This window comes from Pseudomonas sp. FW305-28 (assembly GCF_017351395.1).
Lineage (GTDB): Bacteria > Pseudomonadota > Gammaproteobacteria > Pseudomonadales > Pseudomonadaceae > Aquipseudomonas > Aquipseudomonas fluorescens_AA.
Genome location: NZ_JACNDD010000173.1, coordinates 1 through 13,149, shown reverse-complemented (window position 1 = coordinate 13,149; position 13,149 = coordinate 1). Strand labels below are relative to the sequence as shown.

General features: G+C 61.4%; 12 protein-coding genes and 1 other RNA gene. 6 read left to right on the top strand and 7 right to left on the bottom strand.

Annotation, left to right across the window (positions count from 1 at the left end):
• The first annotated feature begins 2 nt into the window (after positions 1 to 2).
• The 3 genes from hemN (at position 3) to J4E53_RS26845 (ending at position 2,827) form a co-directional block, all read left to right on the top strand.
• Positions 3 to 1,373, top strand: a complete 1,371-nt coding sequence (hemN, locus tag J4E53_RS26855; RefSeq protein WP_310650544.1) for an oxygen-independent coproporphyrinogen III oxidase — start codon at positions 3 to 5, stop codon at positions 1,371 to 1,373.
• Between the two features lie 94 nt (positions 1,374 to 1,467).
• The gene (gene fnr / locus J4E53_RS26850; RefSeq protein WP_060738437.1) at positions 1,468 to 2,202 is read left to right on the top strand and encodes a fumarate/nitrate reduction transcriptional regulator Fnr; all 735 of its coding nucleotides are present in this window, start codon (positions 1,468 to 1,470) and stop codon (positions 2,200 to 2,202) included.
• Between the two features lie 76 nt (positions 2,203 to 2,278).
• On the top strand, positions 2,279 to 2,827 hold the full coding sequence (locus tag J4E53_RS26845) for an adenine phosphoribosyltransferase (RefSeq protein WP_003183509.1): 549 nt from the start codon (positions 2,279 to 2,281) through the stop codon (positions 2,825 to 2,827).
• A 126-nt stretch (positions 2,828 to 2,953) separates the two neighbouring features.
• On the opposite strand, the gene recR is transcribed toward J4E53_RS26845, so the two are convergent.
• The 4 genes from recR to dnaX form a co-directional block, all read right to left on the bottom strand.
• On the bottom strand, positions 2,954 to 3,556 hold the full coding sequence (gene recR / locus J4E53_RS26840) for a recombination mediator RecR (RefSeq protein WP_060743061.1): 603 nt from the start codon (positions 3,554 to 3,556) through the stop codon (positions 2,954 to 2,956).
• A gap of 66 nt (positions 3,557 to 3,622) precedes the next feature.
• Positions 3,623 to 4,657, bottom strand: a complete 1,035-nt coding sequence (locus J4E53_RS26835; protein ID WP_060738438.1) for an NADP-dependent oxidoreductase — start codon at positions 4,655 to 4,657, stop codon at positions 3,623 to 3,625.
• Between the two features lie 275 nt (positions 4,658 to 4,932).
• Positions 4,933 to 5,271 (bottom strand): YbaB/EbfC family nucleoid-associated protein, encoded by a 339-nt coding sequence (locus tag J4E53_RS26830; protein ID WP_003183512.1) that lies wholly within the window; start codon positions 5,269 to 5,271, stop codon positions 4,933 to 4,935.
• A gap of 64 nt (positions 5,272 to 5,335) precedes the next feature.
• Positions 5,336 to 7,411 carry a DNA polymerase III subunit gamma/tau gene (dnaX, locus tag J4E53_RS26825; RefSeq protein WP_060738439.1) on the bottom strand — a complete coding sequence of 692 codons (2,076 nt, stop codon included), beginning with the start codon at positions 7,409 to 7,411 and terminating at the stop codon, positions 5,336 to 5,338.
• A 142-nt stretch (positions 7,412 to 7,553) separates the two neighbouring features.
• Here dnaX and J4E53_RS26820 point away from each other — a divergent pair, with 142 nt between their 5' ends.
• A complete protein-coding gene (locus J4E53_RS26820; protein ID WP_060738440.1) occupies positions 7,554 to 8,324 on the top strand; it encodes an ABC transporter substrate-binding protein in 771 nt (256 codons plus the stop codon).
• On the opposite strand, the gene J4E53_RS26815 is transcribed toward J4E53_RS26820, so the two are convergent.
• A complete protein-coding gene (locus J4E53_RS26815; RefSeq protein WP_060738441.1) occupies positions 8,270 to 10,018 on the bottom strand; it encodes a bifunctional diguanylate cyclase/phosphodiesterase in 1,749 nt (582 codons plus the stop codon). The two genes, J4E53_RS26820 and J4E53_RS26815, sit on opposite strands and share 55 nt — an antisense overlap.
• 338 nt (positions 10,019 to 10,356) lie before the next feature.
• Between J4E53_RS26815 and J4E53_RS26810 the strand changes: the two genes are divergently transcribed.
• Both J4E53_RS26810 and J4E53_RS26805 read left to right on the top strand, forming a co-directional pair.
• Positions 10,357 to 10,671: a helix-turn-helix domain-containing protein gene (locus J4E53_RS26810; protein ID WP_053120652.1), complete on the top strand. Its 315-nt coding sequence runs from the start codon at positions 10,357 to 10,359 to the stop codon at positions 10,669 to 10,671.
• A 199-nt stretch (positions 10,672 to 10,870) separates the two neighbouring features.
• Positions 10,871 to 11,377: a DUF4823 domain-containing protein gene (locus J4E53_RS26805; protein ID WP_060738442.1), complete on the top strand. Its 507-nt coding sequence runs from the start codon at positions 10,871 to 10,873 to the stop codon at positions 11,375 to 11,377.
• A 181-nt stretch (positions 11,378 to 11,558) separates the two neighbouring features.
• On the opposite strand, the gene ffs is transcribed toward J4E53_RS26805, so the two are convergent.
• Both ffs and J4E53_RS26795 read right to left on the bottom strand, forming a co-directional pair.
• An RNA gene (gene ffs, locus J4E53_RS26800) (signal recognition particle sRNA small type) lies at positions 11,559 to 11,655 on the bottom strand.
• Between the two features lie 294 nt (positions 11,656 to 11,949).
• Positions 11,950 to 13,110 carry a putative zinc-binding metallopeptidase gene (locus J4E53_RS26795; RefSeq protein WP_060738443.1) on the bottom strand — a complete coding sequence of 387 codons (1,161 nt, stop codon included), beginning with the start codon at positions 13,108 to 13,110 and terminating at the stop codon, positions 11,950 to 11,952.
• Positions 13,111 to 13,149 lie beyond the last annotated feature (39 nt).

Sequence of the window (13,149 nt, the reverse complement as noted above, 5' to 3'; positions counted from 1 at the left end):
CCATCCGTTGGGACTCAGACCTGATCCGCCACTACGACCTGGCGGGACCACGCTACACCTCGTACCCGACTGCGGCGCAGTTCGGCGGCCAGGTGGGCACCTTCGACCTGCTCCATGCCCTGCGTGACAGCCGCAAGGCCCGGCGACCACTGTCGGTGTATGTGCACGTGCCGTTCTGCGCGAACATCTGCTACTACTGCGCCTGCAACAAGGTCATCACCAAGGACCGTGGCCGCGCCCATGCCTATCTGCAACGCCTGGAACAGGAAATCCAGTTGATCGGCTGCCACCTGGACCCTACCCAGCCCGTGGAACAGCTGCACTTTGGCGGCGGCACCCCGACGTTCCTCAGCCACGACGAGCTGCGTCAACTGATGGCCACGCTGCGCAAGCACCTCAACCTGCTGGACGACGATTCCGGCGACTACGGCATCGAGATCGATCCCCGGGAGGCCGACTGGTCGACCATGGGGCTGTTGCGTGAACTGGGGTTCAATCGGGTCAGCATCGGCCTGCAAGACCTTGACCCGGCGGTGCAGCGTGCCGTCAATCGCCCGCAAAGCCTGGAAGAAACCCGCGCGGTGGTCGAGGCTGCCCGAACCTTGCAGTTCCGCTCGATCAACATTGACCTGATCTACGGCCTGCCCAAGCAGACCCCGGACAACTTCGCCCGCACTGTCGAGGAAGTCATCCACCTGCAACCGGACCGGCTCTCGGTGTTCAATTACGCCCACCTGCCGGAACGCTTCATGCCCCAGCGGCGCATCAACAGCCAGGATTTGCCGAACCCGGAGCAGAAACTGGCGATGCTGCAGGGCACCATCGAACAACTGACCGCCGCCGGCTACCGCTACGTCGGCATGGACCACTTCGCCCTGCCCGACGACGAGCTGGCCATCGCCCAGGAAGAGGCCACGTTGCAGCGCAACTTCCAGGGCTACACCACCCATGGCCATTGCGACCTGATCGGCCTCGGCGTGTCGGCCATCAGCCAGATCGGTGACCTGTACTGCCAGAACAGCAGCGACCTGAACCATTACCAGAACACCCTCGCCGACGGGCAACTGGCAACCAGTCGCGGCTGGGTATGCAACGCCGACGACCGGCTGCGGCGTGCGGTGATCCAGCAATTGATTTGTCATTTCAACCTGGTCTTCGCCGAGATCGAGCAAACCTTCAATATCGATTTTGGCGGATATTTTGCGCCGCTATGGCCGCAATTGCAGGCCATGGCCAAGGACGGTCTGATCGAACTCGACGACACGCACATCAAAGTCCTGCCCGCCGGGCGCCTGCTGGTGCGATCCGTGTGCATGGTCTTCGATGCCTATCTGGAGCAGCACAACCGGCAGCGCTTCTCCCGAGTTATCTGAGCGCGACAATTTGACGACGAAACCGCACTGGCCGGAGTGCCTACGCTGGGGTACCCTTACGGCCTATGTGTGTTTTCCCACAAGGATTGAAGAAATGTCCGAGCCAGTCAAACTGCGCGCCCACAACCAGGCCCACTGCAAGGATTGCAGCCTGGCCCCGCTGTGCCTGCCACTTTCATTGAATCTGGAGGACATGGAGGCGTTGGACGAAATCGTTAAACGGGGCCGCCCGTTGAAAAAAGGTGAATTCCTGTTTCGCCAGGGTGACACCTTCGATTCCGTCTACGCGGTGCGCTCGGGCGCCTTGAAAACCTTTAACTTGAGCGATGGCGGCGAAGAGCAGCTCACCGGTTTCCACCTGCCCAGCGAACTGGTGGGCCTGTCCGGCATGGACACCGAGACCCATCCGGTATCGGCCCAGGCGCTGGAAACCACCTCAGTGTGCGAAATTCCCTTCGACCGCCTGGACGAGCTGGCCCTACAGTTGCCGCAACTGCGTCGCCAGTTGATGCGGGTCATGAGCCGGGAAATCCGTGACGATCAACAGATGATGCTACTGCTCTCGAAAAAAACCGCCGACGAGCGCATCGCCACGTTCCTGGTCAACCTCTCTGCACGCTTCCGCGCCCGCGGGTTCTCGGCCAACCAGTTCCGCCTGAGCATGTCGCGCAACGAAATCGGCAATTACCTGGGCCTGGCGGTGGAAACCGTGTCCCGGGTGTTCACCCGTTTCCAGCAGAACGAATTGATTGCCGCCGAAGGCAAGGAAATTCACATCCTCGACCCGATCCAGCTCTGCGCCCTGGCCGGCGGCTCGATCGACGGCTGATGGACGAGCGCGGCTGAGGGATTTGCCCCGCCGCGCTATACTGCCGCGTTTGCAGCCCTGCCAGGACACCTCCACGATGGTCTTTGACTCCTTCGACATCAAATCCCTGATCCGCCCCGTGATCGATTTCCCCAAGCCCGGCGTGATCTTTCGCGACATTACCCCACTGTTCCAATCCCCGACCGCCCTGCGCCTGGTCATGGACAGTTTCGCCCACCGCTATGTCGAGGCCGAGTTCACTCACATTGGCGCGATGGATGCACGCGGTTTCCTGATCGGTTCGATCCTGGCCTATCAGCTGAACAAACCGCTGGTCTTGTTCCGCAAGCAAGGCAAGCTGCCGGCCGACGTACTGGCCGAGGGGTACCAGACCGAATACGGCGAAGCCTTCCTTGAAGTGCATGCCGACAGCCTGTGCGAGGGGGATTCGGTGGTGATGTTCGATGACCTGATCGCCACTGGTGGCACGCTGATCGCCGCCGCCAACCTGATCCGCCGCATGGGCGCCAAGGTCCACGAGGCCGCAGCGATCATTGACTTGCCGGAACTGCTCGGCTCCCAGCGCCTGGAAGACATGGGGATCCCGACGTTCTGCCTGACGCAGTTCTCCCTCAGCGAAAAATAATTGCCAGGCAACCATCGAACCTGTGGGAGCGAGCTTGCTCGCGATAGCGGTTTATCAGTCGCATGGATGTTGACTGATCCACCGCTATCGCGAGCAAGCTCGCTCCCACAGGGTATGGGGTAGCGGTTACAACGCGATCGGCTTACGGCCCGCAAACGAATGCGCCAGCGTTCCACCATCCACCAACTCAAGCTCGCCTCCCAGTGGCACGCCGTGGGCGATGCGGGAGGCGACCAGGCCTTTGTTGTTCAGCAGTTGGGCGATGTAATGGGCGGTGGCTTCGCCTTCGACCGTCGGGTTGGTGGCGAGGATGACTTCCGTGAACGTGCCCGCCTCTTCGATCCGCGCGATCAACTGTGGAATGCCGATGGCTTCCGGCCCCAAGCCGTCGAGCGGGGACAAATGGCCCTTGAGCACGAAATAACGGCCACGAAAACCGGTCTGCTCCACCGCATACACATCCATCGGCCCCTCCACGACGCAAAGCAAGGTGTCGTCCCGACGCGGGTCGGCGCATTGCGGGCAGAGGTCGTCTTCGGTGAGGGTGCGGCATAAACGGCAATGCCCTACACCTTCCATGGCCTGGCTCAGGGCCTGGGCCAGGCGTGAACCGCCGCTGCGATCACGCTCGAGCAATTGCAACGCCATGCGCTGGGCAGTTTTCTGACCCACACCCGGCAACGTTCGCAGGGCATCGATCAGTTGGCGAATCAAAGGGCTGAAGCTCATGGAGGAAATGTCCGACATAACAACGAGACGCGGTTTATACCCGCGCCTCCGGTTAGCGTCAAATACTCAATCCTGCGCGACCCGCACCACCAACTTGCCGAAGTTGCGCCCTTCCAGCAGGCCGATAAACGCCTGTGGCGCATTTTCCAAGCCATCGACCACGTCCTCACGGAACTTGACCTTGCCATCGCGCACCCAAGGGGCCATGGCACTGATGAACTCCGGCTGACGGTCACCGTAGTCGTCGAACACAATAAACCCCTGGATTCGCACGCGTTTGGTCAGCAAGGTGCGCTGCAGTTGCGGCAAGCGATCCGGGCCGCTCGGTGCTTGATGATCGTTGTAGGAGGCGATCAGGCCGCAGAGCGGGATCCTCGCCTTGGCGTTGAGCAACGGCACGACGGCATCGAAGACCTTGCCGCCGACGTTTTCGTAATAGATATCGATGCCCTTGTCACAGGCCCGCGCCAGTTCCTCGGCAAAATTGGCGCTCCTGTGATCGACACAGGCATCAAAGCCCAGCTCATCGACCACGTACTTGCATTTCTCGCTGCCGCCCGCGACCCCGACGACACGCAGGCCCTTGATCTTCGCCACCTGGCCGACCACCGAGCCCACGGCACCCGAGGCGGCCGCGACCACCAAGGTTTCCCCGGCCTTGGGCTGGCCAATGTCCATCAGCCCCATGTAAGCGGTCATGCCCGGCATGCCCAGTACCCCCAAGGCCATCGACGGGCTGGGCAGCCCGGAGGGGATGGGCATCACGTTGCGCCCATCGCTGATGCTGTGGCTCTGCCAACCCGTGGCGCCCACCACCAGATCACCCTCCTGGAATTTCGGGTGCATCGATCGCTCCACGCGGCTGACAGCGCCGCCGGTCATCACCTCGTCGATTTCCACCGGCGCGGCGTAGGAAGGTGCATCGCTCATGCGCCCACGCATGTAGGGGTCCAGGGACAGAAACAGCGTCTTGAGCAGGATCTGCCCCTGTGCCAGGTCCGACAGGGTCACCTGCTCCAGGCGGAAATTCTCCGGGGTCGGGGCGCCGTGGGGGCGAGAGGCCAGGACGATGCGCTGGCTGGTGGTCGATGCTTGTGACATGGAAGCGTCTCCTTGATCGTTGAGTGGCACGTATAGGGAGCAGACCCTTGCCGAGGGGGCAGCGTTCGATGTTTGTTCAGCGGGCACTTGTGGGAGCAAGGCTTGCCCGCGATACAGACACCTCGGTGTGTCGGAGCGGCGCGCCATCGTTCATCGCGGGCAAGCCTTGCTCCCACAGGTATGATTTCTACCACCGCTCGCGCCTATGGCAGAAACAAAAATGCCAGGCGCGATGCCTGGCATTGTGTGTAGCCCATCCCGACCGGGATGGCGAATCAGAACGGCAATTTCATGCCCGGTGGCAGTTGCATGCCAGCGGTCATGCCGGACATCTTGTCCTGGCTGTTGGCTTCGATCTTGCGCACCGCGTCATTGACGGCGGCGGCGAACAGGGCTTCGAGCATTTCCTTGTCATCTTCGCTCAGGCCTTCGACCACGCTTGGGTCGATGCTGACACGCTTGATGTCGTGACGACCGGTCATGACCACGGTCACCATGTCGCCACCGGATTTGCCGGTGACTTCGGCGTTGGCCAGTTCTTCCTGCATCTTGGCCATTTTTTCCTGCATCTGCTGCGCCTGCTTCATCAGGCCGGCCATGCCACCTTTCATCATGGGAATCACCTCGAAAGTACTTGGATAAACAACACGCCCGGCCCGTTCGGCCTGGCGCCTTCAGTTATGAGCCCTGGGTGACCGGGGCCTCGACAGGTTCGATAGTATCGTGACGGACCACGGCGCCGAACTGTTGCATCATCTGCTGGATGAATGGATCACCGTGGATCGACTCCTCGGCTTCGCGCTGACGGTCGGCACGGCGGCGGGACGCGGCCTGGGCCGGGGTCTCCTGCTCGGGCTTGATCAGCTCGATGGTCAGCGTCAGGGTGCGCTCGTGGTACTGGTTCAGTGCATCGTTGAGGCGACGTTGCTGGGTCGCGTTGAACAGTGCGCTGTGGGCCGGGTCCAGGTGCAGCAGCCAGTGGTCGCCCTCCACGGCCATCAGCGTGCAGTTGGCGGCGATGCTGCCGGTCATGCCGCTGATCGGCAGTTTAGGGAACAGTTCCAGCCACTGCAGGGCCAGCCCGGTGGCCGGCATCGCCGCCGGTTCCGGCTCGGGCTCCGGGGCTGGCTCGGCGGCGTGCTCGCTGGCCAGGTCGTCCAGGTAGCTGTACGCCGAATCCATGTCCGGCTCGATGTAATCCTCATCCAGCGGCGGCTCGTCGTCCAGGTCGATGCCCGGCGTGGCGATATCGACGTCGGCCACCGTCGGCTCGGGCACGGGCGCTGCGACCCATTCCGGCGCATCGGGTACCACGCTGTCGGGCGTCGGCAGGGGCATCGGCGGCAACTCGGGCTGCTCGGCGACGGTTTCCAACACGGGCTCGACGACCGGCTGCTGGACCACTGGCGGCTCGACCGGGTCGTTCCAAGGCAGGTCGACGACTTCTTCGGCGACGGGCTCGGGCAGTGCCTCGACGACCGGCTCGGGTTCCGGCTCGGCCGTCGCGACCACAGGCGCCGGCACCGGCTGGGCTACAGGTGCCACCGCTGCCGGAGCCGAAGTCACTGCCGGCGCAACGACGGGCGCGGCAGCCACTGGCTTGGCGGAATCAGCTGTGGCCTGGCTGATCCCCACTGGCTTTAGCGTTTGCCTCGGGGCATCCGCCGTATCGGCTGGCCGGAACGCCAGCATTCGCAACAGGACCATTTCGAAGCCGCCTCGCGGATCCGGTGCCAGGGGCAGGTCGCGACGGCCGATCAGGCCCATCTGGTAATAGAACTGCACGTCTTCGGCCGGCAGCGCCTGGGCCAGGGCCAGTACGCGATCACGGTCGCCATGGCCGTTGTCGACGCCTTCAGGCAGGGCCTGGGCAATGGCGACACGGTGCAGCACGTTGAGGATTTCCGAGAGTACGCCATTCCAGTCCGGGCCCTGCTCGGCCAGGTGACGCACCGCCTCGAGCAGCGCCTTGGCATCGCCTTCGATCAGCGCATGCAAGACGTCATAGACCTGGCCGTGATCGAGGGTGCCGAGCATGGCTCGGACATCGGCGGCCATGACCTTGCCTTCACCGAAAGCGATGGCCTGGTCGGTCAGGCTCATGGCGTCGCGCATCGAACCATCGGCGGCCCGGCCCAACAGCCACAGCGCATCGTCTTCGAATGGCACGTTTTCGACGCCCAGTACGTGGGTCAGGTGCTCGACCACCCGCTCCGGCGTCATGTTCTTCAGGGAGAACTGCAGGCACCGCGACAGAATCGTTGCAGGAAGTTTCTGCGGGTCGGTGGTCGCCAGGATGAACTTGACGTAGGGCGGCGGTTCTTCGAGGGTCTTGAGCAGCGCATTGAAGGAATGGCTGGAGAGCATGTGCACTTCGTCGATCAGGTAGACCTTGAAGCGCCCACGGCTCGGGGCGTACTGCACGTTGTCGAGCAGTTCGCGGGTGTCTTCGACCTTGGTGCGGCTGGCGGCGTCGATCTCGATCAGGTCGACGAAGCGGCCCTCGTCGATTTCCCGGCAGACCGAACACTCGCCACAAGGTGTCGAAGTGATACCGGTTTCACAATTCAGGCACTTGGCAATGATCCGCGCGATGGTGGTCTTGCCCACGCCACGGGTACCGGTGAACAGATAGGCGTGGTGCAGCCGCTGGCTGTCCAAGGCATTGATCAGAGCCTTGAGCACATGGGTCTGGCCGACCATTTCGCGGAACGAGCGCGGACGCCATTTACGTGCAAGAACCTGATAACTCATCGAAAACCGTCGCAACGAAGGAACATAAGCGGCTAATGCTAGCGGAGCAGGGGCGAAATTGCATCCGGTGTGCTCGTCTAATGTGACTAAGCTAGGCTACGGGACTCGTTGTCGACACGGTTTTACACAGTCAGGAGAGTTTATGCGCTCAGCCATGGGGGCTTTGCTGTTGTTGAGTACCGGCTGTCTTGCCGAGGAAGCCCCCTTGCGTTTCGCCGTTACCGATGGCTGGGCAATGCCCATGGTGCAGATTGAACGAGGCCGCCCGACCCAGGGCATCATTCCCGACATCATGATCAGCCTGGCGACCCAGATAGGAAAGCCGGCGCAATTCCACGTCCTCTCCCGCGCCCGGCTCGACGGTGCCATGAAACACGGCGAGGTCGACATGCGTTGCTATGTCAGCCCTGACTGGGTGAAGGACAACGATGATTATCTGTGGAGCATCCCGTTGTTTTTCCAACGTGACCTGCTCGTCGCCACCACAAGCGTACCCGCGACGATAACGCCAACAACGCTGTCGCCCCAACCCATCGGCACGGTGCTCGGCTACAGCTACCCGACCTTGCAACCCTTGTTCGACGCCGGTCAACTGCACCGCGACGATGCCCGCAGCCAGGAACAAGTGCTGGCGAAATTGTTGGCCGGGCGTTATCGCTATGGGATCAGTAATCAATGGGCGCTGGACTGGTTCAATCAACGTCATACCGCTGATCGCCAACTCCATGAGGTGGCTGTCCTGCAGGAACAGCGGTTGAGCTGTTATGTGCGCAACGATCCGAGCATTCCCGCACAGCGCATTCTGAGGACATTACTGAACATGAAGACGTCCGGGGAAATCGACGCGATCATCCAGCTCTACACCGGCCGCAGTGAAGCATCACGGGCCGAGAGCGAGGCGCCCTCGCCCTGATCGCCTGGCCGCTGCTGCCATTGCGACGGCGGAACGAACCCCTGCACCCAGCCGGGTATCTGTTCGGGCGGCATGGGCCGGGCGATGAAATAACCTTGTGCCACCTCGCAGCCCAGGCGCAGCAACAGTTGGCCATGCTCCAGGCTGTCCAGCCCTTCGGCGACCACCTCGCGGCCAAACGCCCGAGCCAGGCCGATCACCGCTTCGGTCAGCGCCAGGTCGTCGCGGTCATCGAGAATGTCGCGCACGAAGGTCTTGTCGATCTTGATGGTTTGCGTGCGCAGGTGCTTGAGGTCGTTGAGCGAGCAGTAGCCGGTGCCGAAACCACCCAGGGAAAACCCCACGCCCAGTGCCTGGCACGCCTGGAGGCAGGCGCTGACGTGGGCCAGGTTCTCCACGGCGACGGACTCGACAATCTGCAGGTCCAACAGCCGTGGCGGCACCGCCGAATGCCGCTCCAACACCTGTCGCAGTCGCTCGACAAAATCCGCCCGCTGGAAATGCCGTGCCGAGATATTGATGCTCACCGGCCAGCCCTGCCCCGCCTGCTGCCATTGTTGCAACTGGGTCAAGACCTGTTCCATGACCCACTCGCCGATCTCGACGATCAGGTCAGTCTCCTCCACCAGGGGCAAGAACTCCCGAGGCGGCACCAGGCCACGTTGCGGATGCTTCCAGCGCAGCAGCGCCTCCAGGCCGACCACGGTGCCATGACGCATATTGACCTTGGGCTGGAAATGCAGCCGCAGTTCGTTATCGGCCAGTGCCTGGCGGACCCGCTCGACTGTCTGGTAAGTGGCCCGCACCTCCTTGTCCCGGGACACATCGAACAAGTGGAAACGATTGCGACCGCTTTGCTTGGCCACGTACATCGCCTGGTCGGCATGACGCAACAGGGTCTCGGCGTCTTCGTTGTCCCACGGGAACAACGTGACGCCAATACTGGCGAAGACCTTGATGTCCTTGCCGTCAATGGCATACGGCATGGAGACGGCGATCAACACCCGGTTCAACGCGGCATGCAGCTCTTCCATCCCGCGCACATGGCGCAACACCAGCACGAACTCATCCCCGCCCAGCCGCGCTACCACGTCCTCGCCACGCACAATGCTGCGCAGGCGCCTGGCGACCTCCACCAACAGTCGATCACCGCTGGCGTGACCATAGCCGTCATTGACCGCCTTGAAGCCATCGAGGTCGAGCATGCACACCGCCAAGGGCAGGTTTTCCTCCCGGGAAAACTCCAGGGCCTGGTCCAGCAGATCCGATAGATAAGTACGATTGGGCAGGCCGGTCAGCACATCGTGACCGACCCGCCATTGCAACGAATGCAGCAGGCGACGCTTTTCGCTGACGTCGAAGCGAATCGCCAGGTAGCGCTCGATTTGGCCGGTCTCGTCGTCGATCACCGGCACCAGGGTGGTGTCGACCCAGTGCAGCGTACCGTCCTTGGCCCGATTGCAGATTTCCCCTTTCCAGACCTGGCCCAGGGCAATGGTGCTCCACATGGCGCTGAAGAACTCGCCAGGGTGCTGGCCGGAATTGAGCAGGCGATGGTTCGCGCCCAGCAGCTCATCGCGCCGGTAACCGAAAAGACTGCAAAATTGATCGTTGACGTAGGTGATGCGCCCGCTCAGATCGGTCTCGGAAAAAATCGCGGCGGCGTCAACGGCCCTGCGGTACTTCTTATCCATCGAAGCAGTCATCCATGAGTCAGGCTCATTTGTCGCGCGCGGTTGCACCGCCTTCAAGACAGGCGAAAATCAACTAGGCTCAAACACTCTGAGAGAAGCTGGAGCGCGGGCCCTGGCGATGCCAAGGGAGAGCTTCAGCCCTTGCCTTGTATCGTGGCAAGAACACAAGGCCCGGCCCCCGCACACACCTCGGCTTCGAAAAGCAGGTCACCAAATACCCGTGCCAAAGGCCGATTCTACGAAACACATCACATTTTGCAAAGCAAGGTGATGGATCACGCGGTTGCCTAATGCGAAAATCTATCGTTAAGTTCTTGATTCTAAATGGGAATTAAGCGATGCAAATTTCAAGTTTGGGTCCGGCCATCAGACGCTACCGCAAAGTAGCGGGGCTTACTCAGGCTGAACTTGGCGAAAAAACCGGTTTTGACCCTAAAACCATCAGCCGCTTCGAAACCGGCACCTACACCCCCAGCGTCGAAGCCTTGTTCCTGCTTGCCAATGTGCTGGATGTGCAACTGAAGGCCTTTTTTGCCGACATGGCCGATGAGGACGAACAGCGGGCGTACCTGTTCGGTGTCATACACAAAGCCACCCCGAAGGACCTGGGAAAGCTGATCGCAGCGGTCGACCAGGCCTTGTCCAAGCCTTGACGCAGTGAAAGAGCAGCCTGGCCTGTCGAGGCGAGACAAGCCAGGCTTCTCTTTGCTCGCCTGCCCAATTCCGAGGATGACGCACGACATAATGTCACGTTGACATCTCTTGCCACGAACCCGGACTATCAACGCACTGATTCCTGCGTCCCGATGACGCCCACCGACTCGTCGACACAACAAAATCCCAGGGGACTCCGTGCGTAAACTTTCGATCATTCTTGTCTCGATACTCGCCACCGGCTGCACCGCCAAATACGCGCAACAAGACGTATTCCCCAACCCGGGAAAACTTGATCGGCAAATGCCCGTCACCATCGCCATACCGGTCGACGGCCGCTACGAAACGACGCCCTACCCTGCCTCCGGTGATATGACAGCTGCCGCCGTCAAGACGGCCTTCTCTTATTACACCAACCGTGTGACGGTAGTGGGCGCGTGCCGTGAATTGAGCTGCCTGAGACAGAACAGCCCTTCGGGCTACTACGTCATCCCGGAAATCCTGCACTGGGAAGAACGCGCCACGGAATGGTCGGGCCTCCCCGACAAGATTGAAGTGAAGCTCGCCATTTATGGCCCGACTGGCGCACAGCCGCTGGGGTCTGCGATCTTGTCCGGTAAAAGCAAATGGGCGACTTTCGGTGGAGATCATCCACAGGATCTTTTGCAAGAGCCGATTACTGAGTATGTGAAGGCTCAGTACTGACCCCAGGGCCCGGTCCTGTCGATGCACAGGACCGGCCTGCTTGTTGACGTTGACGCTCGATTGTCTTGTCCAGCCAAAGCCTGGACAGCAGAAAGCACCGATCGGTATCGATCAGCAAAACAGCAAGAAATTTTGAAGTTGGCAAACCTTGCGAACGAAGGCTTGGGCGTTATGGAGGCAACCCCACCAGCCACACCCCGGCACACAATGTTCCCGCTGTGGCTGCTTCCTTCCGGATCTGACCAGGTTCACGGGTAATCGTTGCGGGGGGACCGATGGGGTCACCATAACGACGCCCGCCTGACGGCGAGCCGCGCCATTGTACCTATCTGGCAAGAAGTTACAACCGTTCGCGGCGGATTAAAAAACTGAAGATGTTCAAGTACTTGCTATGGGAACAAAGCGTGTCTGCGATGAAGTCGGCACATCCGGCATGATCGCAGGCTGACCTGTCGCTATCGCGAGCAAGCTCGCTCCCACAGGGGGGATCTGCGCTTCGCGTGTGTGGGAGCGAGCTTGCTCGCGAAGGCGTCGGTACATTCAACAGGGTTGCAAGCTGCCTCCACAGAAAACTACAACAACACCTCATCCGCCCGACCACCCTCTTCCTGGATCACCAGATGGATGAAATGCAGTTTGGTGATCACCGCTGCCGGCACGACGAACGGGTAGAAGTCCGGCTGGCCCATGCTGCGGGACAATTCGTTGAGCATGCCGGCCAGTTCGATCCAGGCGTTGACGAACGAGAGGAAAGCCGCGCCGCCAGTGTGTTCGGGGTCGTACAAGGTCTCGGGCGGGAACGGTTGGTAGTCGAAATCCATCTCCCGGGCACTCATGCCGAAGCCCAGGGCGGTGTCTACCGCGTCCATCATGTGCAGGTAATGGGCCCAGGTTTCCGCCCAGTCTTCCCAAGGGTGCATGGTGGCGTAGGCACTGACATAGCGGGTTTGCCAATCCAGCGGCGCACCTTGCTGGTAGTGGCGCTCCAGGGCTTCGGCATAGCTGGCGCGCTCATCGCCGAACAACTCGCGAAACGCCTCGAGCCAGTGGCTGTTGGCAATCAGTCGATCCCAGTAGTAATGCCCCACCTCATGACGAAAATGCCCGAGCAAGGTGCGATACGGCTCGCGCATCTGCTGGCGCACGTACTCACGATGGGCATCGTCCGCCTCTTTGATGTCGAGGGTGATCAGCCCGCTGGCATGGCCGGTCATCGGCGATTTGCCGTCGGGGTCGACGCCGATGAAGTCGAAAGCCAGGCCGATGTTTTCGTCGACGGTTTTCGGGATGACCGGCAAGCCAAAGGTAATCAGTTGCGCGACCAGACGACGCTTGGCGGTCTCGACCTTGCGCCAGCGCTCAGGGTTTTCCGGAATCGACAGGTCGGGGATAGTGCGGTTCAGGCTGCAGGCGATGCACAGGGTATCGCGCCCATTGTCCGGCAGCAGCCAATTGCAGGCCGCCGGGGTGTCGAGGTTGGCGCAACGGCGGAACAGCCCGGCTTGCGGATCGGCATCCAGCGTCCAGGTGTCGGGCTGCTCAGCGGGCTGCAGGGAGGACAAGCGACTCTGCTCGGGCTGATACCCCAGGGCCGCCAGGCAGGCCAGGCATTGGCTGTTGCGAAAAAACAGGGACTGGCCGCAACGACACGGCCAGACCTTGCTGTTGCGCGACCGGTCGCCCATGAACGGTGCGGCGATGCGTGAACTCAGTTGTTCGAAGAAGCGGTACATGGCGATCTCTCCCTGGAGCCTGCAAGACTAGATCATGCT

What these genes read in the sequence shown, in the direction of transcription:
- fnr (WP_060738437.1), top strand. Translation starts at nt 1,468, where the DNA reads ATGTCCGAGCCAGTCAAACTGCGCGCCCACAACCAGGCCCACTGCAAG.
- J4E53_RS26845 (WP_003183509.1), top strand. Translation starts at nt 2,279, where the DNA reads ATGGTCTTTGACTCCTTCGACATCAAATCCCTGATCCGCCCCGTGATC.
- recR (WP_060743061.1), bottom strand. Translation starts at nt 3,556, where the DNA reads ATGAGCTTCAGCCCTTTGATTCGCCAACTGATCGATGCCCTGCGAACG.
- J4E53_RS26835 (WP_060738438.1), bottom strand. Translation starts at nt 4,657, where the DNA reads ATGTCACAAGCATCGACCACCAGCCAGCGCATCGTCCTGGCCTCTCGC.
- J4E53_RS26830 (WP_003183512.1), bottom strand. Translation starts at nt 5,271, where the DNA reads ATGATGAAAGGTGGCATGGCCGGCCTGATGAAGCAGGCGCAGCAGATG.
- dnaX (WP_060738439.1), bottom strand. Translation starts at nt 7,411, where the DNA reads ATGAGTTATCAGGTTCTTGCACGTAAATGGCGTCCGCGCTCGTTCCGC.
- J4E53_RS26820 (WP_060738440.1), top strand. Translation starts at nt 7,554, where the DNA reads ATGCGCTCAGCCATGGGGGCTTTGCTGTTGTTGAGTACCGGCTGTCTT.
- J4E53_RS26815 (WP_060738441.1), bottom strand. Translation starts at nt 10,018, where the DNA reads ATGGATAAGAAGTACCGCAGGGCCGTTGACGCCGCCGCGATTTTTTCC.
- J4E53_RS26810 (WP_053120652.1), top strand. Translation starts at nt 10,357, where the DNA reads ATGCAAATTTCAAGTTTGGGTCCGGCCATCAGACGCTACCGCAAAGTA.
- J4E53_RS26795 (WP_060738443.1), bottom strand. Translation starts at nt 13,110, where the DNA reads ATGTACCGCTTCTTCGAACAACTGAGTTCACGCATCGCCGCACCGTTC.